Raw genomic sequence first — 26,034 nt, 5'->3', positions numbered from 1 at the left:
TACACATGCTAAAATCCATGACCGGCTACGGAGTAGCCACCGTAGAATCGGATACGCTTAATGTAACAGTAGAAATAAAGACCCTGAATTCGAAGTTTCTGGATATATACTGCCGGATCCCAAAAAATTACTCAGAGCGGGAAATTGAAATCCGGAACATGCTCACCCAGTCCCTGGAGCGTGGAAAGGTGGAATGTACCCTTACATTCCAGCAAACGGGTGAAGCGGCAGGTACTTCCGTAGTGAACAGGCCTCTCGTAAAAGCCTACTTCAATGACCTCCGGCAAACGGCCAGTGAGCTGGCTTTCGAACCCGATCCGACCGAACTACTACGCATAGCCCTGCAACTGCCCAATGTATACAACTCAGATGTAGCTAACGAAGAGCGTCGTGAGCAGGAGTGGGGAATTATCAGACAGGCTGTAACCGAAGCCCTACAGAAGTGTAACAACTTCCGCCAGCAGGAAGGAGCCCTGACGGCGGCCAAGTTCAAAGAGTACATAGATACGATACGTACACTGCTGGATCAAGTACAGGAGCAGGATGTACTTCGTATCCCGGCTGTTCGTGAGCGCCTGGAAAAAAATGTCCGGGATCTGCTTTCGGACGAAAACTTTGACCCCAATCGCTTTGAGCAGGAGCTGATCTACTACATTGAGAAGTACGATATATCGGAGGAGAAGATGCGTCTTGGAAATCACCTGAACTACTTCATCGAAACACTCAATGCCTCTGACAGCAATGGAAAGAAGCTCAACTTCATAGCACAGGAGATTGGCCGTGAGATTAATACCATCGGCTCCAAGGCCAACGATGCGGGTATCCAGCGACTGGTGGTACAGATGAAAGACGAACTGGAAAAGATCAAGGAGCAGACACTGAACGTAATCTAGTATATACATAAAAAAGCCCGCTCTTCTGTATGCAAGAAGAGCGGGCTTTTTTGTGTACCTATTCGTTATTAGTCCTTTTTGTACTGCTTCTGGATCTGTTTGATGACCTGTTCGGTCGTATCCTTAAGAAGCTGTAGCCAGTCACTTCCCTTTTCTGCCGCAAATGGGTCCCGTCCGGGAATCCCTACCTTAAGATGTACTGACTTATCGTTGGTAGACTGACTAGACTCTCTTCTCAGGAAAAAAGTCGCGTATATCACATCCACCCCAGCCATCCGTTTGATTCGGGTAACGGCTGTTTCAATGCGGGTCAAAAAGCTTTCATCCAGTTCAAAATCAATGGCATGTATCTCTAGTTGAACGCCATCTATGTTAGTGTTATAGTTCATAGTTGTAGTATTTTAGGTCTTTCATAAGTGAGTATCCATATTCACCCAAACATGTTTTTGAAAGTCTGCAAAAGAAATATACCTTGAATTAGCCTAATGGTTACTAGTAGCGTATATTAACCTAATAAAAATATCATTGATGATAGCTTCTTAATATTAACTAATTGATAATCAAGTAATTTTGATAAGAGACTTTGCTTGTTGAAAGAAAAGGATATAGAAAACAGTGCTACGGCCAGACAGGTAGTATAGGGAAGATTCACCCCAGACTGAAACAAATTCATTGATGTTGCCCAATAAAAACAGACTTAACGCAGATTTTTACCAGAGCCACGATACCCTCACGCTTTCCCGGATGCTACTTGGGTGTGAGCTGGTACATGATAGTCCGGATGGCCGAACGGCGGGCATCATAGTGGAAACCGAGGCTTATCTGTGGGGAGATCCAGCTTGTCATGCCTATCGCCGTAAAACAGCCCGAAACGCTGCCATGTTTGGTCCGGCCGGGGCCCTGTATGTGTACCTGATCTATGGTATGTACTACTGTGTCAATGTTGTAAGTGGCGAAGAAGGAATAGGGGAGGCTGTATTGATCCGGGCGCTCCAGCCTACCGAGGGTATAGAGCTGATGCAGTGGAGGCGACAGTTGCATCCAAAGACACAACTTCCCCTGGATCGAAGGAAAGCTTTACTGGAAAAAGACTTGTGCAGTGGTCCCGGCAAATTGGTACAAGCCATGGGTATTGATCTGAAGGAGCATAACGAGATTTCTCTAAGTACAGGGCCTATTTATATAACAACTCCCGTGGTCAGAAACTTTGAAACCGTTGTCACTACCCGTATCGGTATTACGCAGGGAGCAGAGCTTCCGTACCGGTTCTACATAAAAAATAACAACTTTATAAGTAGAACATAAATGGCAGTTACTTTTGATTCTGTTAAAAATACAGTTATTTGTTTTGTATCTTACAGCAAATCAATATCGTATATAGGTAAGAGACTTATTAAAATATAAGTATGCTTTCGGGAGGTGCCTGAGGTAGAGTGTAGCTTATTTATATTTTTTAATTTAATAGTTATGCTATTGGGGCTAAATAGTTGGGTTATATGGCTACCAAACCATACAAAAAATATGTATCTTTCGAACTCATTACCTATTCGAATGAGAATATTTTTATCTTTTCTATTCTTCTTTTTCCTATCTGGTATGCTAACAAGCTACGCTACCAGCAGGGAGGATTCTACTCAATTATTTAAGCGTATACAACTTCTGGAACGTAGGTCGCCCTCTTTCCGACGCGATACTACACTGGTTCATGCCTATTTAGAAGCCACTCATTATTACCTGAGGCAGGACTTTAGTTATGTTGAAACGTATGCACAAAAAGCTTGGGATCTGGCACAGGAATCCAACTGGGACAAAGGGAAGATATTAGCCTATAATGTTCTCGGATATGCGTATGTTGAGAGCAATGACTACGATATTCTGATGGAATTGGCCACCGAGTCATACTTGCTGTCTGAGAAGCTGAAATTGCCTGTTTATAAAGCACACGCGGCTCGATTTATCGGCAATAGCTATGCAGAGCACAAGCGTTGGGACTCGTCCCGGGTATACTATCAGGAAGCCATTACCATCTATAAATCCCTTGATAACGATAGCCTGGTGGCAATGGGGTATACAGATCTGGGTAATCTGTTTCGGGAGAATGACCAGCTTGCGCCGGCTTTAAAGTACTATCGGGAGGCATACAGTTTATTTGAAAAGATAGGCTCGGAGTACGGAATAGCTTCGGTGTTGATGAATGAAGGTTTTTTGCTTGTAAAGGCAAAGAAGATTCCTAAAGCTTTATCTAACTTCTATCGTGCACTTGCTATCTATCAGAAGCTGGATGATCGCTGTGGCAAAATGAGCGCCTACAATGATATTTCCAATGCATATAATTATATAAATGAGTCTGAAAAGGCCATTATAGCAGGCAAAGAAGCTCTGGCCAATGCCAGACAGTATCATTCTGTAAAACAGACTAACTGGGCTCTGTTGTCAATGTATAGTGCCTATAAGGCTATGGGGAGAACAGCGGATGCCCTGGCGGTCCTGGAAAAAGTGGACCGCAGCAAGCGTGTTCTGAGGGAGAAAAGTATCGAACGACGTGCTACAATCCACCAGCTTCTGTTTGACAACCATCTGAAAGATATAGAAATCCAGAAAGCCATCATTGAGCAGCAGGAAGCTACGCAAAAGTTTCTCATTGGATTCTCGATACTAATATTGCTGGTAGTGGGATTGCTATGGTGGAATAACAACAAGCTTAGAGAAAAAAATGCTGAGATCAGGGAGGCCTTGGTAAAGGGACAGACCCTGGAGCGCAAGCGCGTGGCGGCTGAACTACATGACAACCTTGGATCTTCTATCTCTACTATTAACTGGTACCTGCATGGTCTGGATAGCAAGTCGCTCTCGGTAGCTGAGAAGGATACTTATGAGCGTATAAAAGAAATGGTAGGAAATGCGTATGATGAAGTACGTAGCCTGTCCCACAACCTGTTGCCCAAGGAGCTGGAAAAGGATGGGCTAAGGGTGGCCTTGCACAAGTTGAAGCAAAAGCTGAATTCCAATGGCAGAATCGTCTTTTTCCTGGAGATGGATGGTTTTGATGAGCGGTTGGATAGCAAGACAGAGTTTGAGTTATATAGTATGATACTCGAGCTGGCTAACAACATCATCAAGCATTCGGATGCTACACAGGCTACTATCTCGCTGCATAATAACGAAGAGCAGATTGCCCTTTGTGTGGAGGACAATGGTAAAGGAATGGGTTCTATTGGCACAGAAGGTGCCGGACTGCGTAATGTACGGAGTAGGGTAGATAGTCTGCGTGGTAAGATTCGGATTGTTGACGAAAGAGTACCAGGTACCTGTGTACAGGTGCAGATACCCAAAGGAATAGCTGCCTAGACCAGATGTTAGTCCAGGCAGCTTGTAAAGTTATAGTGATCAGAAGTCTATACGGTAGTAAAACACCGGCAGGAAGCCCAGCTGATACTCCTGCTTGATAAACGAGCCATCCGGCTGAGGAGCATAGCTCAGCGACAGCAGGTTCTGAATCCCCAGTACATTCACCAGGTCTACGGCAATGGTATGGGTCAGTCCGGCCCGGTTGATCTTGTATTCAGTCTTGATGTCAAAGCGACGGTAGGGGGCAAACTGCAGCGTATTGCGTCCGGCATCTTCATATACAATCTCCTGCTGAGCCCGTGAAGCCGCTTCATCTACCGGGCCGTACCAGCGCCCGCCAATAGCGGTGAACTTAGCTCCTATATTGAGCCGGGACCGCTCTCTGATCACAAACTCCTTTGAGAACAACGCATTAAAAGCATAGCGGCCGTTGAAGTCGGTGTTGCGCCATACGCCATCATTGGCTCTGTACTTGGAGTCAAATACCGAAGATGTGATAAGGAAGTAGTACCCCTGGCTGAAAAACTTCTCCAGCGTCAGCTCTACTCCATAGTTGCGGCCAATGCCCTGGTTGACCAGTTGGTTAGGGAATATGCGGGTAAAGGCCGAGCCGGTATTGAGGATAGAAAAAGAGCTTGTTGGTAAAGCCTCCACAGGTACATCAAACAAATGCTGGTAGTAGGCTTCGGCGAGCAGGCGCATGTTCTGCCCCAGCAGTCGACTGTAGCCGGTTACCCAGTGCCAGCTCTTGGTAAGCCCTACGTCCCGATTAGGTAATTTAGCTTTGCTGGTACTGGACCGGAGGTCATCTCCGTAGAAGTAGGTATAGGTCGGCATCATCTGGCTGTGCAGTCCTGTGGCAAAGCTCAGCTTCTGGCGGTCAGGCAGGTCCCACGAGAGCCCGGCCCGGGGCTCAAAGGGCGAAAAGCTGTTGGTATTGATTGAGTTGTACAGGCTGCTGGCCCCTAAGCTCAATGTCAGCTTATCCGACAGGAAGTACTTCCACTGGATATAAGGCTGTAGCATCACAAAAGCCTCATTAGTATTCCAGCGGCTGCGCCAGTCGCCGAGTTGTGTATTGGTGACGTCGGTGAATGTACGGGTACTATCCATCGCTTTGAAGTTAATTACATCCGCATTGATACCGATCTTCAGAGTAGAGCGGGCGCTGAACTTACGGTTGAGTGAGGTAACGGCTGATACCTTCGTCTCACTAAACAGATAGTCAAGGATAGGAGCCTTCCGTTCCACCACAAACCGCTCGTTCTCTACCACAGGACGCCCCTGGCTATCTGTCCGGAAGAAAAGGTAGTCGTGGTTGGCATCTTGTGTATTGTTAGATACCGCGAGTGTAGCCCGGAAGAAGGTAGACCGGCTCAATGGCTGGTTATAGGTCAGTCCCATGACACCCATTTTGGAGGTGTAGTACTGATCGCGGTCGTTCTGCCCGAATATATTGCGGTCATCGGCCTTCTGATCGCTGATCAGGATATTCACGGTACTGGTACCTCCCAAGCCCCAGAGGGCTACGTTGCCGCCGTTACGGGTAGGGAAGTTAAGACGGAAAAAACCATCCTGGTAGGTAGGTACGGCCTGGGTACCTATGTCAATACCTGCCTTGCTGAATAGCCACAGGTTGGCATAGCGGTAGCTGGCCAGGTACGATGAACCTGATTTCTTGGAAATAGGACCCTCAGCCATCCCCTCTGTACCCAGGAAGCCAAATTGAGCCATAAACTCGTGCTTCTGGTTATTACCGTTGCGCAGCTTCAGGTCGAAGGCACCGGCGATAGAGTTTCCAAACTCAGCCGGGAAAGCGCCGGTAAAAAAGTCGGAGTTAGCCAGGTAGCGGTTATTGACAATACTTACCGGGCCGCCCGAAGTACCCGCTATGGCGAAGTGGTTGGGGTTGGGGATGCTTACACCTTCCAGACGCCACAGTACCCCAGATGGCGAATTTCCCCGGATCACAATGTCGTTACGTGAATCATCAGCTCCTTGTACCCCCGCAAAGTTAGAGGCCATACGGGCGGGTTCACCCCGGCTTCCGGCGTAGCGCTCGGTTTCTTCCACTGAAAACTGCCTCGCTGATACAATGGCCATTTCGTTGCTAGCTTCGCCATTGCGACGTGCCCGGACGGTGACTGCAGTCAGCTCCGTAATACTTTCTTCCATCTCAACGTTCAGGATGGTTTCGCGCCCGGCATCCAGCACTATATTATTCAGCAGTACATCTTTATAGCCTACCAGCGTAAAGCGTACACTGTGGCGCCCGACAGGTACATTCACGATCCTAAACACCCCGGCCGTATCCGTAATGGTACCTAGTGTCGAGCTACCATCGACCAGTACCGTGGCTCCGGTCAGAGGAAAGCGCGATTCTTTATCGACGACTCGTCCACGCAGAGTCTGAGTAATTTGAGCCGTACTGGTGAAGGCATAGCCAAGTATAAAAAGGGAAGTAAGTAAAAAGTTTTTCATGCGGTATAAAGAAGGGTACAGTGCTGGAAATTAGATACAAAATTATATTTATTGTTAAGAAAACATATATTTGCCCAAACCGCTGTAAAAGATTTGAATCCAGTCATTAACATACAGCTCGCCCGCATGGCCTTTCTTCGCAGCATGAGTTCTCATGTACCTGGTACCGCTATATAGTATCTCCTTTTGGCCCTTCTGGTCATTCCATTATTCATTTTCCCTTAAAGTGGCTATCAAAACATCCTCTTTCGGGGGTAGTTATTTCTATACCATACCTCATACATTCATTTAAATAAAGTACTTCATCATGAAAAAAATCCTTGTCATTGGCATGGGTAAGGTCGGCTCATTGGTAGGCACCTTACTGGCCAAGCATTTTGATGTTACCGGATTTGATAGAGCGCAGCCCGCTACCGAATTAAGTTTCCCCGTTATCAAAGGTGATGTTACTAATGTGACTACCCTAGAGCAGACTATTCCTGAGTATGACGCCGTAGTGTCGTGCATGCCTTACAACCTTAACCTTCCGATTGCTCTGGTAGCTTACAAAGCAGGGATTCACTACTTCGACCTAACCGAAGACGTACCTACTACAACGGCCGTGCGCGAAATGGCCAAAGATAGTAAAGGCGTGATGGCCCCTCAGTGTGGCCTGGCACCGGGTCTGATCGGTATAGTAGGTTCTGATCTGGCAAAGCGATTCAGCAAGCTGCGTGATATTGAACTACGGGTAGGCGCCCTTCCGCGCTTTCCCAACGGATTGATGGGGTACTCCTTTACCTGGTCGCCGGCGGGAGTAATCAATGAGTATATTAACGATGCCGAAGTGATCCATAACGGGGTACGCAAGATGGTACCTTCGCTGGAAGGCATCGAGATGATTAATATCGAAGGACAGGAGTTCGAGGCATTTAGTACTTCCGGTGGGCTGGGTACCATGTGCGAAACCTACGAGGGCAGGCTCGACACCCTCAACTACAAGACCATCCGCTACCCCGGTCACTGCCGCCTGATGCGCTTCATGCTGTACGAACTGATCCTGAAAGACCAGCGCGAACTGGTAGAAAAGATACTGACCGAAGCCAAGCCGCCCGTGCAGGATGATGTAGTGTACGTGTATGCCGTAGTAGAAGGCTGGAAGGGCGATCGCCTGGAGCGTGAAGAATTCTACCGGGCCTACCACCCCATCGAGATCGACGGGCAACGCTGGCGAGCTATCTCCTGGACCACGGCGGGCTCCATAGCGGCGGTAGTAGAGATGGTCGCGGCGGGTACTCTGCCCCGTCAGGGCTTTTTGAAGCAGGAGGATATACCGCTGGAGGCCTTCCTGGCCACTCAGAACGGCAGCTTGTTTGTAGATCATGAGTAAGCAATAGATTGCTACTTTGAATAATTAAGATTTAGCTATCAACAGACTACAATGAAAGATATACTGGATAAATTAGGTATAAAGTCCGAGAATGCGGGCGTAAGTACCGGGCAGGAAAGCTGGGAAGGAGGCGGAGCTGTGATAAAATCTTATTCCCCCGTGGATGGCCAGCTCATTGCCAGCGTCAGAGAGGCCAGCCGTGAAGACTACGACCGCGTAATCGAGCAAGCCCTGGCGGCCTTTAAAGAGTGGCGGTTACTACCGGCTCCCAAGCGGGGTGAAGTAGTGCGGCAGATAGGAGACCAGTTGCGTGCCTATAAGCGCGAGCTGGGTACTCTGGTGAGCTACGAAATGGGCAAGAGCCTGCAGGAGGGCATGGGCGAAGTACAGGAGATGATTGACATCTGTGACTTTGCCGTGGGGCTATCGCGGCAGCTCTATGGCCTGACCATGCACAGCGAGCGGCCCCTGCACCGCATGTACGAGCAGTGGCATCCGCTGGGGGTAGTAGGTATCATATCCGCCTTTAACTTTCCGGTAGCCGTCTGGTCCTGGAACTCAATGCTGGCCTGGGTGTGTGGCGATGTGTGCGTTTGGAAAGCCTCCGAAAAAGCTCCTCTGTCGTCACTGGCCTGTCAGCATATCATCCGGGAGGTACTGGTCCGGAATGGGGTACCCGAAGGGGTATCCTGCCTGGTGACGGGTGGTCGTGACGTAGGCGTGTGGCTGTCGGAGGATACGCGAGTACCGCTGGTATCTGCCACAGGGAGTACCCGCATGGGCAAAGCCGTGGGCGAAGCCGTAGGGCGCCGCCTGGGACGGAGCCTGCTGGAGCTGGGTGGCAACAACGCCATCATCGTAGCTCCCTCGGCCGATCTGAACATAGCTATTCCGGGTATCGTCTTTGGCGCGGTGGGTACGGCCGGTCAGCGTTGTACCTCTACCCGGCGCCTCATTGTCCACGAGAGTATCTATGACGAGGTGAAGCAGCGACTAGCCAAGGCGTACTCCCAGCTTCGGATTGGAAATCCGCTGGATGAAACCAATCACGTAGGTCCCCTTATTGATAAAGCCGCCGTAGAAGGCTACCAGGCTGCGGTGGAAGAAGTTAACAAAGCGGGAGGCCGCTTTGTGGTAGAGCCCCGGGTACTAGAAGGCGCGGGCTATGAGTCAGGCTGCTACGTAACACCCTGTATAGCCGAGGTAGAGAATCAGTACGCCATCGTGCAGCACGAAACTTTCGCCCCCATCCTGTACCTGATCCGGTATAGTACCATTGAAGAGGCCATTGAGCTGCAGAATGGCGTTCCGCAGGGACTGTCCTCGGCTATATTCACCCTCAGCATGCGGGAGTCGGAGCTGTTCCTGTCGTACGCCGGCTCCGACTGTGGCATTGCCAATGTCAATATAGGGACTTCCGGGGCGGAGATCGGCGGAGCCTTTGGTGGAGAAAAAGACTCCGGCGGCGGGCGCGAATCCGGCTCCGATGCCTGGCGCGCCTACATGCGACGGCAGACCAATACCATTAACTATAGTACCACTTTGCCTCTGGCACAAGGGATTAAGTTTGATATTTAGTACTTCGTAATACTTTCTAAATAAGGAGAGCCTCCCGGCCTGGTGCTTAGCACTTACCGGGAGGCTCTTTCAGTACCGCGTAGCTTTTACTACTTGATCACCGCTTTGATCTTATCGTAATACAGGGTAGTTTTTCCTTCGAACCCGGAGTCGGTACCTACGCACAGCCAGATCTCGCCGTTGGCGTTAGGCTTTACCGAAACAGGCACCTCGCCGGTAGTACGCTTTACCAGCTTGTAGACAAAGTCTTCCACGCCGTTGCTGACGTTGCCAATAACGACCATTTCTTTGCCGCCGTTGGCCTGCTGGCCTTTGTCAATGGTCACCGTGTAGAAGTCGCCTTCCAGCTTCTTGACGGGCTCATTGGGCGAAGCACCGGCTTTCAGGTACACCGAGCTACCGGGTGATCCACCGATCCCTACGCTGTTGGCGGGGTAGTCGGTACCCAGGTCGATCTCATACGATACTTTGTAGGTACGGTTAGGATCGAGGCCGGTTACCTTTCTTTTCAGGAACATAAACATATCGTCACTGCGGTTCATGCCTTCAATCTTCATGGCCTTCTTAGAGGCATCAAGGGCGGTAGGAAGCGAAGCCCGTTCCAGCTTGAACTCCATGATGGAGTCCTGCGCAGTGGAGTAATCGGTAAATCCACCGGTCCATTCGTCTGTACCGGTTTCAAAGTCTGAAATAATTGTTTTTTCGGCATCAACTGTGTCTTCCTGGTTGTCACAAGCTGATAGACTTACTACTGCAAGGGCGGTGAAGCCCAACCACATCCATTTCTTCATGGCGTTGAGTTGTTTGTTGAGTTAGGTTATTAAAAAATTTAAAGAACTACCTAAAAGACTCGGACCATAGGGGGGAGGTTGGAATAGCAGGTCAAAAAAAATTACACTATTTTATAAGACGTTGACTATCTGACCTGGTGCAGGACAAAATTTTTAGGCGGTAAAAGAAGGGGAACAGGAAGGTAACTCCTCCGGGATTACTCATTGCAGTTGGGAGGTAGCGAGGGAAAATGGCCTCAGGTAGCGGCGGAGTATCCTTAATGACACCAGGTCAAACAGCAGTAGTACCGCGCCCTGCTAATCGTGGCAGTTAGCTGGCCGCTGAAACTGTAATGCTACAAGCTGAGGGAGATCAGTTTGTAAACTAACCGGCGTCAGCAGAAACGCGGCACCGGCACCGGATATTTGTAGTCGATCATACGCATAAACCATAATCAGATTATTCCTATGAAAACAAGTAACATACTAGTAGGTATAGCATTGGCCGCAGCGGCCGGAGTAGCCATCGGAGTACTGGTCGCTCCCGAAAAAGGTCAGAGAACCAGACGAAGAATTAAAGAAAAAGGGGAGGACTTGCTGGATGACCTCCAGCACGAATATGACCGATCGGTCAGGCAAATCAAGCGTAAGGTGGAGACGGTGTATGATACGGTAACCTCAGAGATAGGTCAATTGGAAAATACCACCGCCTGAGCCACCCGACATAGATTAGTGGCCTGTAATCCTGATGAATATCCTCCGACAGTTCACCAGGATTACAGGTTTTGCTTACTCCTGACTGTATTTTTTTAAATATATACGCCCGGTAACGATTAGCGTAGTATAGCCGTAACCTGGTCGTAGTAGAGGATCGTCTTTCCTTCAAAGCCCGAATCAGTACCTACTACCAGCCAGAGTTCGCCGTTGGCATTGGGCTGTACCTGTACCGGATTTTGTTCGTTGCTACGTTCGATAATCTGATACTCCTGCACATCTTCACCGGCTCCCACATGGCCTAGTACCGTCATTTCGTTGCCACCCTGGGACTGGCCTCCCTTGTCAATATTGATCATGTAGTAGTTATCTTCCAGGTACTTCACGGGTTCGTCGGGCGAGGCTCCCGCTTTCAGAAATACCGAAGTGGCCGGTGAGCCGCCAATCCCCACACTATTAGTGGCGTAGTCAGAGGCTAGTTGTATTTCGTAGTATACCGAGTAGGTACGGGAAGGGTCCAGGCCGGTCAGCTTCTTTTTAATAAACATAAATAAGTTGTCGCTCAGGTTACGGCCCTCTATTTTCAGGGCCATCCGGTCCTGGTCCAGCGGGGCAGGCAAGGAAGAATGACTCAGGTCAAACTCCATCCGTCCGTCCATAGAAGTAGAGTACTCCGCAAAGCCGCCTGTCCAGCCATCCGGGCCGTTTTCAAAATCGGAGGAAACCACCATTTGGGCGGGTACCTCATTGTCTTTGGGAGCGCAGGCTATTATAATCATCAAGAGTAGCAGGGGGCTACTCCACATCCATTTCTTCACGTTCTTCATAGTTGTAGGGTTAAATGGTAAATATTAAGTACCCTTATTATCCCTAAAATACTATTCCTTTAGCAGCTACGACAGGTGGTCCTATCGGACCTGAACGTGATAGTGAACGAATAGATTAGCCCAATATAAAGATAGTCGGCTTCTTGTGCAGATCCGGCTTTTGCTGCTTCCATGACTTGACCGGAAGAGTCCGGATCAGCTCATCCGGAGCCGTGAGGTGGCAGGCTATACAGAGGCGGGTGTCGGGGTGGCAGGCCTCCAGGACTGCTTCCAGCAGTTGATTGTTCCGGAAGGGAGTCTCCATGAATAGCTGCGTCTGGTGGCGCTGGCTGGCTTCCCGTTCCAGTTGCTGGATGGTCTTGCGGCGCTGTACTTTATCAATGGGCAGGTACCCATGAAAAGCGAAGGACTGTCCGCTCATACCCGAGGCCATCAGGGCCAGCAGGATGGACGAAGGCCCCACCAGCGGGACTACCGTATATCCCAGCTGATGCGCCAGCCCCACGGCTACCGCGCCGGGATCGGCCACACCCGGACAACCCGCTTCGGAGATAATACCGGCCGTACTACCAGCTGGTAGCTGGCGGAGTTGCTCATACGTATCAAATTTGGGAGTATCTTTGGTCAGCTCAAAAAATGTCAGCTCATCAATGACCTTACCCAGCCTGAGGCTACTGATAAAGCGACGGGCCGTGCGCACATTCTCCACAAAGAAGTAGTCTACCTGCCTGATTACCTCCAGTACCTGGGGGCTGAGTACCTGATGAGCAGTACCTTCGGCCAGTACAGTAGGGATGAGGTAGAGGGTAGTGGTGGGTGTCTGTTGAGCGGGCATATAGAGATCAGATAGTAGATGATACCAAATAAGTTTGCAAAGGTAAGGCTTCTGCATCGAAGGCTGGCACGTTACTTTGGCTATTGTACGAGTGATGGCAGGCGGAATAACTACACTATTGACTAATCCAATTCCAACCAATCAGGGGTTAGCGGTCTCTTACTTATATAAACCTGGTGACGTATGAAGTATATCAACTATATAATATTTGTCCTGCTGATATGGGGATGCACTACTAAGGAGGATGTATCTCCGGAAGTAGTAAAGCCTCTGGTAGGTACCTGGCGAGTGGCTGCTTATGAGAAGACTGTTAACGATGAGATGGAATGGGTTGAACTACCGATTGAGAATACCTATAAGCTGCAGTTCAGAGAAGATGGAGTAGTACTTGACGAAGCGGGGCTACCCATCTGCTGCGGGCCATCGGCCTTGCGTATCAACGGAACTTTGTTTCAAATAAAGCCTGCCACTTCCTTGCCCGACAACCCTACCTGCCAGTTGGTCAATTGTGCCATTTGTGAAGTCTGGGACATTACTTTAAATCAGGGAGGGCAGGAGTTTATCTTTGAATGCCCTTCATTAGGCAGTTCACATAAAACAAGATACGTACGTAGTAATTAGGTGATACTACTCCACCCGCTCTGTACATATTTTGGCTTTAAAATTCACTGACAAATCAATCAATGAAGTATATCAGGTATGCACTGCTGGTTCTGCTAATTGGAGGATGTGCAGATAGAAACGTTTCACCGGAGTTGATAAAGCCGCTGATGGGGCAGTGGAAACTGGTGGCGCATGAGCAGACACTGAATGGTGTAACCCAATGGGTAGATGTGCCCAATGATCAGAAAAATACCCTCCATTTTAGGTATGACGGAGTAGTGCTGAACGATAAGGGGCTGCCCAAATGCTGTGGCCCCTCCGCTCTCAGGATAGATGGTCAGCACTTTAAGATTGAGCCTAAGGAGCCACTACCCAATAATCCTGACTGTGCGCTGATCTTTTGTGGTACCTGTGAAGAATGGAATATTCTGGTACAGGGCGATGAGTTTATACATAGCTGTCCGGAGAGCCAGTCTGGCAGAAGCCGATATATACGGGTTAAGTAATAAGGAAGCCCCTGTCTGGAAGACCCCACCAGTAGGTAGGACCTTCCAGGCAGGGCCTGTGTACTTATTTTTTCAGGAAGCTGATCAACGACTCCACAAAAGCTTTGGGTTGCTCTGCGTGAATCCAGTGACCTGCTCCCGCAATGGTATCCAGCTCTGCATTAGGGAAGATTTCCTGAATCATATCCCAATCCGAATCCAGTACGTAGTCTGATTTTGCCCCGCGCATAAATAGGGTAGGAGCGGTAACGGCTTCGGTAGCAGTAACAGGTACCCCTACCTTTTCGATGTCCCGGGTCAGCACCCGTAGGTTAAATCGCCACTCGAAGCTATCGTCTTCCTTGCGGTAGAGGTTTTTGAGCAGAAACTGTCGTACACCCAAGTTAGGCTCGTGTTGAGCAAATACCTCATCTGCCTGATTCCGGCTCTCCAGTTCATGCAGAGGCACCGCGTTTAGCCCTTTCAGGATATCGTCGTGGTGTACCGGGTAGGCTTTGGGCACCATATCTACCACGACCAGTTTATCAAAAGTACCCGGATAGCTAACCGCGTACTGCATCACGGTTTTGCCGCCCATCGAGTGCCCTACCAGTATAGGATTCGATAGCTGCTGCTGATCCAGTAACTCTTTCAGGTCAGCCGCCATGTGTTCATAGGAAAACTCATCGTCGTGGGGCGAGCGTCCGTGATTGCGTTGATCTACAAGAAATACGGTGTAACCCTGGTCAGCGATAGCCTTACTGAGCGTAAGCCAGTTGTCCAGCGACCCGAACAATCCGTGCAGGATGATGAGGGGCTGACCTGATTCACCTACTTTTTTATAATTAAGCGTCATACGTCAATGGAGTGATAGAGTGAATGAGTAATGTGATCTAGAATCTTTCTCCCTTTCCTCCTCTAACTAATATACACCACCTTTTCACGAGGGGCAACCAGTTGACCAATAGGTTCGGCCTCAATGCCATATTCAGCTAGGGTCTTCTCCACCTGCTCACGTTCGGCCGGATCAACGGCTATCAATAGGCCACCACTGGTCTGGGGATCGGCCAGGATGTAGCGCTGAATTTCGCTCAGCTCAGCAACCTTGTGCCCGTAACTGTTCCAGTTGCGCGTGGTACCACCCGGAAACGACTTCTGGGCCAGGTACTCCTCTATATAAGGTAGTTTAGGTACTTTATCGAAGGAGACTTCGGCAGTGAGGCCGCTTCCGCCTGCCATTTCAATCAGGTGGCCCAGTAGTCCAAATCCGGTCACGTCGGTAAGTGCTTTGACACCGGGTAACATGCCCAGCGCAGCGCCTACCTTATTGAGCTGTCGCATCTGATCTGGGGCGATTTGCGCATGCTCCGGCTTCAGGAGCCCCTTCTTCTGGGCAGTGGTCAGTATACCTACTCCCAGTCTCTTGGTCAGGTACAGCACATTGCCTTCGGTAGCTGTATTGTTCTGTTTGAGATGTTCCACCCGTACCTTACCGGTTACGGCCAGTCCGAATATAGGCTCGGGACTATCGATGCTATGCCCTCCTGCCAGCGGTATACCCGCTTCGGCGCAGATCGCACGACTGCCCTCCAGTACCTGCTGAGCTACCTCGGCCGGTATCTTGTCAACGGGCCAGCCCAGGATAGCAATGGCCATAAGGGGAGTGCCACCCATGGCATATACATCACTGATGGCATTGGCAGAGGCGATGCGCCCGAAGTCAAAGGCATCATCTACGATGGGCATAAAGAAGTCCGTAGTACTGATGACAGCCTCTCCATTTCCCAGGTCCAGCACGGCCGCATCATCACGGCTGTCGTTCCCAACCAGCAGGTTCTGAAACGTTTGGACGGGGGTAGTACTGTGCAGTATTTTTTCCAGTACAGAGGGAGCGATCTTACAGCCGCACCCTGCTCCGTGACTGTATTGGGTAAGTGCAAAGGAAGAAATTTCTGTATTCATAAAAAGTCGGGAAATCCGGTCAGAGATCAAAACCGGAGGATTTTTAGGTGTACTATGAGCGGGCAAAATACCACTTTATCATTGAAAAATTAGATTATATCACAAACCTTTTTTACGCTTTCAGGTTCAAACAGGTGAAATGAATTTCTTAACAAAAACTTAACATTACAAATATTGAATTAATGGGGTACTATTCTGGACTATTCCAATAGATCAACGGGTTACGATTGTTGAGATAGTATTTTAGTAGGAAGTGTGCCGTTGTTTAGTAAGTAAAAATACGCTTATTTTGCGGGCGAAAATTCAACTTATAACGTTGTGTTCAGCCTCCAACAATCTCAAACCAAATCCCAAAATCCAATGAACAGGAAAAGTTTACTTTTCAAGGCAATGGGTGCCACGCTATTTGCGTTCATGTTGTCGCTTTTGAGCGTACAATCCTTTGCGCAGGTAACGTCGTCATCCATTACTGGCCAGGTAACTGATGCTAAAGGTGAAGCGCTACCGGGTGCAACGGTAGTGGCCGTACACCAGCCATCAGGTACCCAGTATGGTACAATTACCAATGAAGCAGGACGCTATGTGTTTCCGGCAGTGCGTGTAGGTGGTCCTTATCGGGTTACTGTTACGTATGTAGGCTACACTGATTTAACCAGAGAAAATATTTCGGCCAGCCTGGGTACTGCGGCTAACGTTGACTTCAGACTAACCGACGAAGGTACTCAGCTAGGCGAAGTAACAGTAGCCGGTTCGAGAAGTGATGTATTCAGCTCGGATCGTACCGGTGCGGCTACTACCGTGACCAAAGAAGTACTGAACAGCCTGCCAACCGTAGGCCGTACGATCAGCGACTTTACGCGTCTGACTCCTCAGGGTAACGGACGTTCGTTTGGTGGTCAGGACAGCCGTCTTAACAACATTACGATTGACGGTGCCGTATTTAACAACGGTTTCGGATTGGGTGACCAGCCGGGTGCCCGTACAGGTGTAGCTCCTATCTCGCTGGATGCTATCGAAGAAATCCAGGTTAACGTAGCTCCTTTCGACGTACGTCAGTCGGGCTTTACCGGTGCTGGTGTTAACGCTGTAACCCGCTCAGGTACCAACGAAGTAACAGGTTCAGTATTCCACCTGTGGTCTAACAACAATCTGGTAGGTACTCAGGCCGGTGATCAGAAGGTAACTGTACCTAGCTTTAACAAGCAGATCACGGGTTTCCGGGTAGGAGCTCCTATCATCAAAAACAAACTGTTTATCTTCCTGAACGGTGAGTTTGAGAAGCGGGTTGACCCTGCTGACCAGAATAACTGGGTAGCTAACCGCGGCCAGGCTGGTGATAACGTAACGCGTGTACTTGCCAGCGACCTGGATGCCGTGAGCGCTCTGGTGAGACAGAAATTTGGTTACGAAACCGGTGGCTACGAAAACCTGAGCCTTAACACTACCGGTAATAAGTTCCTGGCTCGTGTAGACTGGAACATCAACCGCAACCACAAGTTCAACGTACGTTTCTCGTACCTGGATGGTGGCGCTGAGAACCTGATCTCAAACAGCTCGTCGGCTGGTGCCGGTAACCGTCGTACCAATGCCAACTCGATGTCGTACAAGAACTCAGGCTACATCCTGAACGAAGACATCGTCTCGGTAATTGGTGAATTGAACTCGACCTTCGGCAGCAAAATGTCAAACAGCCTGATCGTAGGTTTGACCAGCAACAATGAAGACCGTTCTTACCTGACACCGGGTCTGTTCCCAACCATTGACATTCTGCAGAGTGGTAGTACCTATATTTCAGTAGGTATGGATCCATTTACTCCTTACAACCTGTTGAACTACAAGACGTTCCAGTTTATTGATAACCTGTCGTACTTTGCGGGTAAGCATACTATCACCGCCGGTATCAGCGTGGAGCGCTTTACTTCAAACAATTCATTCTACTCAGCCGCTAACGGTGTGTACGTATTCAACTCACTGCAGGATTTCTACACTGCGATGAATACAAGCGACCCCGTTACCCTGAACCGCTTCCAGTATCGCTACTCGCTTCAGGGGGAGGGGCAACCACCTCTGCAGCAGATCAAAGTACTTTACCCTGGTGCCTATATCCAGGATGAGTACCAGGCTACGCCTAATCTGAAACTGACGGCTGGCCTTCGTGTGGATGTACCTATCTTCGGTAACACCGCCCTTGAGAACCCACTGGTATCGGCTTTGAACTTCCGTGCTCCGGATGGAACTACCCTGCGTACCAACACGGCTAACCTGCCCGACGCGCGCCCGCTGTGGTCACCACGCTTTGGATTTAACTGGGATGTTACCGGCGAAAAAACGACGCAGGTACGTGGTGGAACGGGTGTATTCACCGGTCGTCCTCCCTTCGTATGGATTTCTAACCAAGTGGGTAACAACGGGGTGCTGAGTGGATTCCTGGATGTACAGAATACCAGCAATTATCCTTTTGTAGTAGATCCTTCGGTGTATGCGCCTACTACTACGGATCTTTCGCGTGCTACATTTGACCTCGCTAATACGGACCGCAACTACAAGTTCCCACAGGTATGGCGTACCAACATTGCGTTGGATCAGCGTCTGCCACTCGGTCTGATCGGTACTCTTGAGTTCATCTACGACAAAAACGTGAACTCTACTATGTACTGGAACATCAACCAGAAAGAAGTAACAGGCAACTTCGCCGGACCTGATACCCGTCCTCGCTACGCTGGTACTGCTGCTGCCAACCGTCTGAACTCCAACGTGACCCGTAACATCTACCTGACCAACACCAACCTGGGTGGAGGTACGCTGATCACTGCCAAGATTGAGAAGCCGTACACAAGAGGTTTCTACGGAATGGCTGCCTATACCTACGGTAATACCAAGGACATCACCAGCGCAGGTTCAATCGCTTCTGGTTCATTCGAAGGTAACCCAATTGTAAACGGGGGTAACTTTGCGCCGCTTTCGTACTCAAACAACGACCAGCGTCACCGGGCTATCGCTTCGGTATCGTACCGGATCAACTACGGAGGCCAATTTGGTGGATCTACCCAGATTGGTCTGTTCCTGGAAGGCCGTAACCAGGGACGTTATAACTTCGTATACGCCGGTGATATGAACGGTGATGGTATCTCTAACAACGACCTGATCTACGTACCTAACAGTGCCAGCGACATTCGTTTTGCCAGCCTTACCGCCAGTGGACAGACTTTCTCTCCTGAGCAGCAGGCAGCCGCTTACGAATCATTCATCAAACAGGATCCTTACCTGAGCAGCATCCGCGGTCAGTATTCTGAGCGTAACGGTGGTATTGCTCCCTGGAGATTCACCGCTGACCTGAGCATTGTTCAGGAGATTTACCTGATGATCGGTGGTAAGCGTAATACCTTCCAGCTCCGTGGTGATATCCTGCGTGCAGGTAATGTCATCAACAACAACTGGGGTATTGGTGACAACCAGGTTAATAACCGCCCGTTGTCGTTCGTACGGGTTGATCCGGACGGAGTACCTGTATTCCGTATGGCTACTCAGCAGAAAGCCGGTCAGACGGTACTGCTGCAGGATACTTTCGTGAAGAGCGCTGGTATCAGCGATGTATGGCAGGCCCAGATTGGTGTTCGCTACATCTTCAACTAAGCGATCTTAGTACTTATAAATACGAGAGAGGCCCGCTTTGCAGCGGGCCTCTCTCGTTATGTAGATGAAGAAGTAAATGCAGTTACTACGCAGGCTTATTATTCACCTCCTCGGCCCGCTTCATGGCCTGCAGGCCTTCCTTGTAGCCTTCTACGATCAGGCGCGAAATATCTTTTTCAGTAAAGTGCTGCAGATTCAGGATCAGCGGTTCGCTGGGCCGGATCACCGTAAGCTTCATGTTTTTACCCCGTAGTATGGACCGCTCGGCGTAGTTTTCGGCCCAGTTGATGTCATTATTCACGATCTGGTTGACGGTGATATCCCGTACCCGCTCAAACAAGCTAACCAGATTGCGGTGGCTGAAGCCTTCCTGGTGGTAGATCTTCTTGGAGTGACAGGCTATGATTACCACCTCCGTAGCTCCATCCTCAATGGCCTGTCTGACGGGGGCTACTTCCCGCAGTCCACCATCCATGTAGATATCCTTAACGCTTCCGATGGGAATGGCCGGCATAAGCATGGGTAATGAAGCACTAGCCAGTACATACTCCATAAAGAATTCGTCCTGCGGCGATGCATAAATTAGTTCGCCACTGGTGATATTGACTGCTCCCACTTTCAGCTTAATAGGGCTGTTGCGCAGGATAAATCCTTCCACGTTCTGACGGATGGTATTATGCAGGGGAGTTGGGTCAAGTACGCCGTCATACCGGCTCATCAAGGTATATACGCCCAGCGCCATGCGTGACCGTAGCAGAGCGATGTCCTGGGGCTGAGCAATGTTCTTAATCCAGAATTCCAGTAGCTTACGGCCTACGGTAGACCATTTGATGGCTTTTTCTTCGATAGCTTGGCGTCCGGCTTCATTGACCAGAAACGTAGAGTTCAACGCGCCGACTGATACACCGTAGATCATATCTGGTTCATAACCGCTTTCCAGTACTGCCTGAACGGCACCTACCTGATAGGCACCTTTTATAGATCCTCCTCCGAGTATTAATGCTTTCATAAAGTAATGATTCCCTAAGTAGAGTAGATGTCTGATTAATAATTCCTGTACAGCTTTACCGGTGAGTTGTGGTAAATATCCGGGTAATAAAAGAAGAGAGTTGTATAAAAACAACTACTAAGCTTTGCTTATGTTTATTTTGATCGGGTTAGTCAATTAAACATTTTCATTCATATATAGGTATAAACAGAAGATTTTGTAAGAAATTTGGGCGTTCATTGCACTGGAAGCTTTTTCAGGGGCAACATGTCGTACCTGCCGCTATTGATACCCACTAGCTACGACCTGCGGCGGTCGAAATTTTTTAATATGACCCTTTCTATACGCGAGATACAAGCTCCCATTGCCGACGAGATGAAAGTTTTCGAACAGAAGTTTCGTCAATTTATGAAAAGCGAGGTGATGCTTCTCGACCAGATCATGAATTACATCGTGCGTCGGAAAGGAAAGCAGCTCCGGCCCATGTTTGTGTTCCTGTCGGCGGGGGTCTGTGGTACCATTGACGAGTCAACCTACCGGGGGGCAGCCCTGATCGAACTGCTACATACCGCTACGCTGGTACACGACGACGTGGTAGACGACTCTAACTACCGGCGTGGATTCTTCTCGGTCAATGCCCTCTGGAAAAACAAGATCGCGGTACTGGTAGGTGACTACCTGCTGGCCCGTGGCCTGTTGCTCTCCGTGGATAATAAAGATCACGGCTTGCTCAGAATTGTATCCACGGCTGTACGCGAAATAAGCGAAGGTGAACTGCTACAGATAGAAAAAGCCCGTCGGCTTGATATCACCGAGGATGTGTACTATGAGATTATCCGCCAGAAGACCGCTTCGCTCATAGCTTCCTGCTGCGCGACCGGAGCCTGCTCAGTGGGTGCCGACGAGGAAGTAGTAAAGCGCATGCATCAGTTTGGTGAAAAAGTAGGGATAGCTTTCCAGATCAAAGACGACCTGTTTGACTACGGCGATGCGGAGGTAGGGAAGCCACTGGGTATTGATATCAAAGAAAAGAAAATGACCCTGCCGCTGATCTATGCACTCAACCAGGCCAGCTGGATCGAGAAGCGCCGGATCATTAATATTATCCGCAATCAAAGCCACAAACCTAAGAAGGTAGCCGAAGTCATCGCTTTCGTGAAGGAGTCGGGGGGGATTAGCTACGCGCAGCAGGTCATGCAGCGCTATGTAGAGGAAGCCCGCCTGCTGCTGTATCAATTCAAAGAGTCGCCCTTCCGTACTTCACTCGAGCACCTGGTTCAGTACACCATCGAGCGCAGCAAATAAGCTTTCCGGCGCTTACTTCTGATTAACCGAGTAGGTTAGTTCCCGTGCCTTGGGTAGTTTCCACCAGGGCAGGTACGGGTAGGCGTGGTGCTCCATGTGGTAGCCAAAGAAATAGCACGTTATAAATGCCCAGGCGTGATTGAGAGCCTGACTGCGGGCATTAAGCGGTGGATTGTGGTGCTCGCCGCGGTGGGGCAGATACGTACCAAAAAAGAACAGTTGAAAGGTACTAAGCACCGCCGGAGCCATCCAGAATACCACCAGGTTCTCCCAGGGAAACACCAGCTTCAATAAGTTATAGGTTACTGCCATCAGCAGGATCTGCTGCCACGATATATATTCTTTCAGAAAGCTGTAGTACCAGGCTAGGAAGGAGGCATTGCCTTCGTGAAAATCCGGATCGTCGTCGGTACCGGAGTGCCGGTGGTGGAGGTGATGCTTACCAGAAAGCTTCTTATAGTTGTTGAAGGCGAAAAGAGTTGCTGACAGCCAGCCGATGGCTCCATTGAGCCGCTTATTATGCGGTGCTACTACACCATGAATGGCATCGTGAGCCGTAATAAATACTCCTGTATAGAGATGCATCTGCACCAGTACAAACAGGTACACCAGCGGATCCCTGAAGTCGACGGGATAGTGCAGCAGGTACATCAGACTACCCGCCCACAGCAGCAGAACGGTGCAGGCGATCAGGAGGCCTTTGTTGCCAATAGATACGGGTGCTATGCGCGGTAATGATTGCATAGAGAGAGAATGGTCAGTTGCTTTGGAAACGTAGTGTTGATGAGATTGGTTTGGATACGGGATATTATCTGCAGTCAATTTCTTATTAAGTTACCTCTACTTTACCTTTTTTGAATGATAGCTTCTAACTTTAACGGCATAAACAACAACATCTAAGTACCTGATGAAAAGCAACCCTGTAAAAGTACTTTGCTGCTGGATAGTTAGCCTGGCTCTGGTGGGCTCGGCCGCTGCTCAGTCAGCTAAGAAATCAACCCCTAATACTACCTCCTCCCTGCTGGCTCGCCCTAAATTAGTTGTAGGTATCGTAGTGGACCAGATGCGCTACGACTACCTGTACCGATTCTATGATAAATACGGTGAAGGAGGGTTCAAGCGCCTGATGAATGAGGGATTTAACAGCCGTAATCATCACTACCATTATGCACTTACGGTAACTGCGGCCGGTCATGCGGCTGTATATACCGGTTCTATACCTGCTATTAATGGGATAGTAGGGAATGAGTGGTACGACCCTATAGCCGGACAGGGCGTATACTGCGTAGAGGATAGTACCGTGACTACCGTAGGTAGCACCAACACCTCTGCCGGTAAAATGTCTCCCCGCAACCTGCTGACCAGTACCGTTACGGATCAGCTGCAGATCAGTACCAACTTCCGCTCTAAGACCGTTGGGGTGGCCATTAAAGACCGGGGGGCTATCCTGCCCGCCGGGCATACCGCTAACGGAGCGTATTGGTTTGACTCCAAAACCGGCAACTGGATTACAAGTACCTTCTACGGCACAGAGCTGCCTCAGTGGGTAAAGGAGTTCAATGCCCGCAAACTCCCTTCGGAGTACATGAAGCGCGGCTGGAACACCTTGTTGCCTATTGATCAGTACATCGAAAGTACCCCCGATGACCAGCCTTACGAGCGGAAGCTTACCGGGGCTGCGAAGCCTGTGTTTCCGTATGATCTGGCCGGGATAGCTGGTGATGCTTTTGGTGTGATTGCCTCTACCCCCTGGGGTAACACCATGACGAAAGATATAGCTATCGCGGCGGTGAAAGGAGAAAATATGGGTAAAGGGCCCGCTACGGATTTCCTGGCCGTTAGCTTCTCTACACCCGACTACGTAGGTCATGCTTATGGTCCCAATTCTATCGAAGAGCAGGATATCTTCCTGCGTCTCGACCGTGAACTGGCAGACTTCTTTACCTTCCTGGATGGCTGGGTAGGCAAAGGTAATTTTACGGTGTTTTTGACTGCTGACCATGGGGTAATGGATGTACCCGCGTTCTGGCAGCAGCATCGCCTGCCGGCCGGTCTGCTGGAGTCAAGTAAGATCAACGCTGCCGTAAACAAAGCTCTGACTGATAAATTCGGAGAAGGAAAATACGTCCGGGCCAGCGAAAACTACCAGCTCTACCTGGACCCCAAGGTACTTAATGATAAGAAGATTGAGGTTGAGGATGTGTACAAGGTAGTGAGACAGACACTCTTGCCGATACCCGGTATTGCCGACGTGCTAAACGTGAGAGAACTCGGTGAATCACATCTCAACCCCTACCAGCTTGAGCTGTATAAGAACGGGATCAACGTAAAAAGGAGCGGGGATATTCAAATCATTCCGCAGCCGGGCTGGTTTTCGGGAGGAATGACAGGTACTACCCACGGTTCACCTTACAACTACGATACGCAGGTACCCTTCCTGCTGTATGGATGGGGAGTGAACAAAGGCGAGACGTTACGCCGTACTACCATTGCTGATATAGCACCTACTATTTCAGCTCTGCTACGGATCCTGCCGCCGGATGGCTCAGTAGGTCTTCCGGTAGAGGAGGCTTTGAAGAAATAATACAAAAAGGAACGGGTGCCTAAATTAGGTACCCGTTCCTTTTATAAGTTTAAGCAGGAGTGTAACAGTATTTGCTGTTATCAGGAGCACTTTCCTCCCTTCTTCCTTTACTGCTTCCTCCTTCAATCAAGATTCCTCTACGACCAGCTTGATACCCTCTGTCCGGCGAATCACTACTTTACTACCTGCTTCGATGGGGGAATGAGTAGCGGAAAGAGCGGCCCATTCCGCGCCCCGGTAAAAGATCTTTCCTTCACCCGTAGCCGGTATGTCTTTGATGACCATGGCGGTTTCGCCAGCGTACTCATTATACTCCTCACTTTTGCCCCGCTGATCGAGTATATGTTTGGCCCGTTTCCGGAAAAACACCAGCGACAGGAGTGACATAATTGAAAACGCGAATAGCTGTGAGTCCAGATCCGGAGCTATGCCCAGAGCTGCCAGAACGGCGGTCAATAAGGCTCCGATTGCGAAAAAAGCAAAAACGAGCACTACGCTTACTAATTCCGCGAACAGCAGCAGAAGTCCGATGATCAGCCATATGTGCGGAAGCGACAATTCCATATTCCTTATATTGGTGTAAAGTTTACTAACGGTCTATCAGAGACGACCGTCCCAGGTAGGGCTATTTATTTTCTGGTTTCCGATTTTACTACACTCATAGCTGCAGCAATAAGCGAGCCCATGTCAGCAAAATTGGCCGGAAGAATAAGCGTATTGTTTTCTTTTGCCAGCTTTCCAAACTGATCTACCAGGTTATCGGCTACCCTCAGTTGGACCGCCTCCATGCCACCTTCGGTTTGAATGGCCTGTGCTACCAGCCTAATACTTTCAGCCGTAGCTTCTGCTACCGAAAGAATAGCCGAAGCCTCTCCCTGGGCTTCATTGATAGCCCGGGCGCGTAAACCTTCTGATTCGAGTACTACTTTTTGTTTTTGTCCTTCGGCCACATTAATAGCTGCCTGCTTTTCTCCATCTGATTGCAGAATGACTGCCCGGCGCTCGCGTTCGGCCTGCATCTGCTTTTCCATAGCCATAAGTACACTCTGAGGAGGTGTGATATTCTTAATTTCGTAACGTAGTACCTTCACTCCCCAGCCGGTGGCCGCTTCGTCAATGGCCTCTACCACGGCCCGGTTAATGGTCATACGCTCCTCAAAGGTCTTGTCGAGAGCTAGTTTCCCTATTTCGCTACGCATGGTGGTCTGGGCCAGCTGGGTGACGGCAAAGGTATAGTCAGCAATACCGTAGGCCGCTTTTTTAGGATCAATGACCTGAATAAAAATAACACCATCCATCCGTACCTGTACGTTGTCATTAGTAATACAGATTTGTTCGGGGATGTCTATGGCTGCCTCTTTAAGTGTATACTTATAGGCGACACGGTCAAAAAAGGGTATAATGAAGTTAATACCCGGCTGAAGAACAGCATAGAACTTACCCAAACGTTCTACTACGTAGGCAGTTTGCTGGGGAACTACCTTTACCGTCATCAAAACGGCCAGTACTACCAGCCCCAGTAGGACATACAGTGCAATCATAGTTGATTTTGGAAATAGATTGAGGGTGATGCTATAGTACGAAAGTAGCGAGTACTATTACATGTTGCAACATATGTCGGACAAGCGCTCTGCGGTGCGGGGCTGTCGGCCTTTTGTG

22 protein-coding genes are annotated in these 26,034 nt (G+C 49.5%); 11 read left to right on the top strand and 11 right to left on the bottom strand.

Annotation, left to right across the window (positions count from 1 at the left end):
• The first annotated feature begins 5 nt into the window (after nucleotides 1–5).
• Nucleotides 6–893: a YicC/YloC family endoribonuclease gene (locus JUB14_RS22860; RefSeq protein WP_207509183.1), complete on the top strand. Its 888-nt coding sequence runs from the start codon at nucleotides 6–8 to the stop codon at nucleotides 891–893.
• Between the two features lie 68 nt (nucleotides 894–961).
• Here JUB14_RS22860 and JUB14_RS22855 read toward each other — a convergent pair whose 3' ends face one another.
• Nucleotides 962–1,282 (bottom strand): HPF/RaiA family ribosome-associated protein, encoded by a 321-nt coding sequence (locus JUB14_RS22855; RefSeq protein ID WP_207509182.1) that lies wholly within the window; start codon nucleotides 1,280–1,282, stop codon nucleotides 962–964.
• 286 nt (nucleotides 1,283–1,568) lie between these two features.
• Here JUB14_RS22855 and JUB14_RS22850 point away from each other — a divergent pair, with 286 nt between their 5' ends.
• On the top strand, nucleotides 1,569–2,198 hold the full coding sequence (locus tag JUB14_RS22850; protein ID WP_207509181.1) for a DNA-3-methyladenine glycosylase: 630 nt from the start codon (nucleotides 1,569–1,571) through the stop codon (nucleotides 2,196–2,198).
• 291 nt (nucleotides 2,199–2,489) lie between these two features.
• Nucleotides 2,490–4,241, top strand: a complete 1,752-nt coding sequence (locus JUB14_RS22845; protein ID WP_207509180.1) for a tetratricopeptide repeat-containing sensor histidine kinase — start codon at nucleotides 2,490–2,492, stop codon at nucleotides 4,239–4,241.
• Between the two features lie 39 nt (nucleotides 4,242–4,280).
• On the opposite strand, the gene JUB14_RS22840 is transcribed toward JUB14_RS22845, so the two are convergent.
• Complete coding sequence (locus JUB14_RS22840; RefSeq protein ID WP_207509179.1) at nucleotides 4,281–6,722, bottom strand: TonB-dependent receptor; 2,442 nt, start codon at nucleotides 6,720–6,722, stop codon at nucleotides 4,281–4,283.
• Nucleotides 6,723–7,029: 307 nt separating this feature from the next.
• On the opposite strand from JUB14_RS22840, the gene JUB14_RS22835 reads away from it, so the two are divergent.
• Nucleotides 7,030–8,091 (top strand): saccharopine dehydrogenase family protein, encoded by a 1,062-nt coding sequence (locus JUB14_RS22835; protein ID WP_207509178.1) that lies wholly within the window; start codon nucleotides 7,030–7,032, stop codon nucleotides 8,089–8,091.
• 51 nt (nucleotides 8,092–8,142) lie between these two features.
• Nucleotides 8,143–9,669 (top strand): L-piperidine-6-carboxylate dehydrogenase, encoded by a 1,527-nt coding sequence (gene amaB, locus JUB14_RS22830; RefSeq protein ID WP_207509177.1) that lies wholly within the window; start codon nucleotides 8,143–8,145, stop codon nucleotides 9,667–9,669.
• Nucleotides 9,670–9,758: 89 nt separating this feature from the next.
• Here amaB and JUB14_RS22825 read toward each other — a convergent pair whose 3' ends face one another.
• On the bottom strand, nucleotides 9,759–10,460 hold the full coding sequence (locus JUB14_RS22825; protein ID WP_207509176.1) for a hypothetical protein: 702 nt from the start codon (nucleotides 10,458–10,460) through the stop codon (nucleotides 9,759–9,761).
• A 447-nt stretch (nucleotides 10,461–10,907) separates the two neighbouring features.
• Between JUB14_RS22825 and JUB14_RS22820 the strand changes: the two genes are divergently transcribed.
• Entirely contained in the window at nucleotides 10,908–11,153 is a 246-nt protein-coding gene (locus JUB14_RS22820) for a YtxH domain-containing protein (protein ID WP_207509175.1), read from the top strand.
• Nucleotides 11,154–11,272: 119 nt separating this feature from the next.
• Here JUB14_RS22820 and JUB14_RS22815 read toward each other — a convergent pair whose 3' ends face one another.
• Together JUB14_RS22815 and JUB14_RS22810 are read right to left on the bottom strand one after the other, a co-directional pair.
• Nucleotides 11,273–11,980 carry a hypothetical protein gene (locus JUB14_RS22815; RefSeq protein WP_207509174.1) on the bottom strand — a complete coding sequence of 236 codons (708 nt, stop codon included), beginning with the start codon at nucleotides 11,978–11,980 and terminating at the stop codon, nucleotides 11,273–11,275.
• A gap of 115 nt (nucleotides 11,981–12,095) precedes the next feature.
• Nucleotides 12,096–12,815 carry an SAM-dependent methyltransferase gene (locus JUB14_RS22810; RefSeq protein WP_207509173.1) on the bottom strand — a complete coding sequence of 240 codons (720 nt, stop codon included), beginning with the start codon at nucleotides 12,813–12,815 and terminating at the stop codon, nucleotides 12,096–12,098.
• Nucleotides 12,816–12,998: 183 nt separating this feature from the next.
• Between JUB14_RS22810 and JUB14_RS22805 the strand changes: the two genes are divergently transcribed.
• Together JUB14_RS22805 and JUB14_RS22800 are read left to right on the top strand one after the other, a co-directional pair.
• The gene (locus tag JUB14_RS22805; protein WP_207509172.1) at nucleotides 12,999–13,436 is read left to right on the top strand and encodes a hypothetical protein; all 438 of its coding nucleotides are present in this window, start codon (nucleotides 12,999–13,001) and stop codon (nucleotides 13,434–13,436) included.
• A gap of 62 nt (nucleotides 13,437–13,498) precedes the next feature.
• The gene (locus tag JUB14_RS22800; protein ID WP_207509171.1) at nucleotides 13,499–13,924 is read left to right on the top strand and encodes a hypothetical protein; all 426 of its coding nucleotides are present in this window, start codon (nucleotides 13,499–13,501) and stop codon (nucleotides 13,922–13,924) included.
• A gap of 64 nt (nucleotides 13,925–13,988) precedes the next feature.
• Here the strand turns inward: JUB14_RS22800 and JUB14_RS22795 are convergent, their stop codons facing one another.
• Nucleotides 13,989–14,759 (bottom strand): alpha/beta fold hydrolase, encoded by a 771-nt coding sequence (locus tag JUB14_RS22795; RefSeq protein WP_207509170.1) that lies wholly within the window; start codon nucleotides 14,757–14,759, stop codon nucleotides 13,989–13,991.
• Between the two features lie 62 nt (nucleotides 14,760–14,821).
• Nucleotides 14,822–15,865: a selenide, water dikinase SelD gene (gene selD, locus JUB14_RS22790; protein WP_207509169.1), complete on the bottom strand. Its 1,044-nt coding sequence runs from the start codon at nucleotides 15,863–15,865 to the stop codon at nucleotides 14,822–14,824.
• A gap of 360 nt (nucleotides 15,866–16,225) precedes the next feature.
• Here selD and JUB14_RS22785 point away from each other — a divergent pair, with 360 nt between their 5' ends.
• The gene (locus JUB14_RS22785; RefSeq protein WP_207509168.1) at nucleotides 16,226–19,498 is read left to right on the top strand and encodes a TonB-dependent receptor; all 3,273 of its coding nucleotides are present in this window, start codon (nucleotides 16,226–16,228) and stop codon (nucleotides 19,496–19,498) included.
• Between the two features lie 85 nt (nucleotides 19,499–19,583).
• Here JUB14_RS22785 and JUB14_RS22780 read toward each other — a convergent pair whose 3' ends face one another.
• Nucleotides 19,584–20,507: a patatin-like phospholipase family protein gene (locus tag JUB14_RS22780; protein WP_207509167.1), complete on the bottom strand. Its 924-nt coding sequence runs from the start codon at nucleotides 20,505–20,507 to the stop codon at nucleotides 19,584–19,586.
• A 309-nt stretch (nucleotides 20,508–20,816) separates the two neighbouring features.
• On the opposite strand from JUB14_RS22780, the gene JUB14_RS22775 reads away from it, so the two are divergent.
• Nucleotides 20,817–21,791 carry a polyprenyl synthetase family protein gene (locus JUB14_RS22775; RefSeq protein ID WP_207509166.1) on the top strand — a complete coding sequence of 325 codons (975 nt, stop codon included), beginning with the start codon at nucleotides 20,817–20,819 and terminating at the stop codon, nucleotides 21,789–21,791.
• Between the two features lie 12 nt (nucleotides 21,792–21,803).
• On the opposite strand, the gene JUB14_RS22770 is transcribed toward JUB14_RS22775, so the two are convergent.
• Entirely contained in the window at nucleotides 21,804–22,535 is a 732-nt protein-coding gene (locus JUB14_RS22770) for a fatty acid desaturase (protein ID WP_207509165.1), read from the bottom strand.
• 163 nt (nucleotides 22,536–22,698) lie between these two features.
• Here JUB14_RS22770 and pafA point away from each other — a divergent pair, with 163 nt between their 5' ends.
• On the top strand, nucleotides 22,699–24,375 hold the full coding sequence (gene pafA / locus JUB14_RS22765) for an alkaline phosphatase PafA (RefSeq protein WP_207509164.1): 1,677 nt from the start codon (nucleotides 22,699–22,701) through the stop codon (nucleotides 24,373–24,375).
• Between the two features lie 126 nt (nucleotides 24,376–24,501).
• On the opposite strand, the gene JUB14_RS22760 is transcribed toward pafA, so the two are convergent.
• Entirely contained in the window at nucleotides 24,502–24,939 is a 438-nt protein-coding gene (locus JUB14_RS22760; protein WP_207509163.1) for an NfeD family protein, read from the bottom strand.
• A 65-nt stretch (nucleotides 24,940–25,004) separates the two neighbouring features.
• Entirely contained in the window at nucleotides 25,005–25,916 is a 912-nt protein-coding gene (locus tag JUB14_RS22755) for an SPFH domain-containing protein (protein WP_229368167.1), read from the bottom strand.
• Nucleotides 25,917–26,034: the final 118 nt, after the last annotated feature.

The sequence above is a fragment of the Telluribacter humicola genome, assembly GCF_017355935.1.
In the GTDB taxonomy this organism is placed as follows: domain Bacteria; phylum Bacteroidota; class Bacteroidia; order Cytophagales; family Spirosomataceae; genus Telluribacter; species Telluribacter humicola.
The sequence above is the reverse complement of the archived record's forward strand: the minus strand, read 5'-3'. Positions and strand labels throughout refer to the sequence as shown.

What these genes read in the sequence shown, in the direction of transcription:
- JUB14_RS22860 (WP_207509183.1), top strand. Translation starts at nt 6, where the DNA reads ATGCTAAAATCCATGACCGGCTACGGAGTAGCCACCGTAGAATCGGAT.
- JUB14_RS22855 (WP_207509182.1), bottom strand. Translation starts at nt 1,282, where the DNA reads ATGAACTATAACACTAACATAGATGGCGTTCAACTAGAGATACATGCC.
- JUB14_RS22850 (WP_207509181.1), top strand. Translation starts at nt 1,569, where the DNA reads ATGTTGCCCAATAAAAACAGACTTAACGCAGATTTTTACCAGAGCCAC.
- JUB14_RS22845 (WP_207509180.1), top strand. Translation starts at nt 2,490, where the DNA reads ATGCTAACAAGCTACGCTACCAGCAGGGAGGATTCTACTCAATTATTT.
- JUB14_RS22840 (WP_207509179.1), bottom strand. Translation starts at nt 6,722, where the DNA reads ATGAAAAACTTTTTACTTACTTCCCTTTTTATACTTGGCTATGCCTTC.
- JUB14_RS22835 (WP_207509178.1), top strand. Translation starts at nt 7,030, where the DNA reads ATGAAAAAAATCCTTGTCATTGGCATGGGTAAGGTCGGCTCATTGGTA.
- amaB (WP_207509177.1), top strand. Translation starts at nt 8,143, where the DNA reads ATGAAAGATATACTGGATAAATTAGGTATAAAGTCCGAGAATGCGGGC.
- JUB14_RS22825 (WP_207509176.1), bottom strand. Translation starts at nt 10,460, where the DNA reads ATGAAGAAATGGATGTGGTTGGGCTTCACCGCCCTTGCAGTAGTAAGT.
- JUB14_RS22820 (WP_207509175.1), top strand. Translation starts at nt 10,908, where the DNA reads ATGAAAACAAGTAACATACTAGTAGGTATAGCATTGGCCGCAGCGGCC.
- JUB14_RS22815 (WP_207509174.1), bottom strand. Translation starts at nt 11,980, where the DNA reads ATGAAGAACGTGAAGAAATGGATGTGGAGTAGCCCCCTGCTACTCTTG.
- JUB14_RS22810 (WP_207509173.1), bottom strand. Translation starts at nt 12,815, where the DNA reads ATGCCCGCTCAACAGACACCCACCACTACCCTCTACCTCATCCCTACT.
- JUB14_RS22805 (WP_207509172.1), top strand. Translation starts at nt 12,999, where the DNA reads ATGAAGTATATCAACTATATAATATTTGTCCTGCTGATATGGGGATGC.
- JUB14_RS22800 (WP_207509171.1), top strand. Translation starts at nt 13,499, where the DNA reads ATGAAGTATATCAGGTATGCACTGCTGGTTCTGCTAATTGGAGGATGT.
- JUB14_RS22795 (WP_207509170.1), bottom strand. Translation starts at nt 14,759, where the DNA reads ATGACGCTTAATTATAAAAAAGTAGGTGAATCAGGTCAGCCCCTCATC.
- selD (WP_207509169.1), bottom strand. Translation starts at nt 15,865, where the DNA reads ATGAATACAGAAATTTCTTCCTTTGCACTTACCCAATACAGTCACGGA.
- JUB14_RS22785 (WP_207509168.1), top strand. Translation starts at nt 16,226, where the DNA reads ATGAACAGGAAAAGTTTACTTTTCAAGGCAATGGGTGCCACGCTATTT.
- JUB14_RS22780 (WP_207509167.1), bottom strand. Translation starts at nt 20,507, where the DNA reads ATGAAAGCATTAATACTCGGAGGAGGATCTATAAAAGGTGCCTATCAG.
- JUB14_RS22775 (WP_207509166.1), top strand. Translation starts at nt 20,817, where the DNA reads ATGACCCTTTCTATACGCGAGATACAAGCTCCCATTGCCGACGAGATG.
- JUB14_RS22770 (WP_207509165.1), bottom strand. Translation starts at nt 22,535, where the DNA reads ATGCAATCATTACCGCGCATAGCACCCGTATCTATTGGCAACAAAGGC.
- pafA (WP_207509164.1), top strand. Translation starts at nt 22,699, where the DNA reads ATGAAAAGCAACCCTGTAAAAGTACTTTGCTGCTGGATAGTTAGCCTG.
- JUB14_RS22760 (WP_207509163.1), bottom strand. Translation starts at nt 24,939, where the DNA reads ATGGAATTGTCGCTTCCGCACATATGGCTGATCATCGGACTTCTGCTG.
- JUB14_RS22755 (WP_229368167.1), bottom strand. Translation starts at nt 25,916, where the DNA reads ATGATTGCACTGTATGTCCTACTGGGGCTGGTAGTACTGGCCGTTTTG.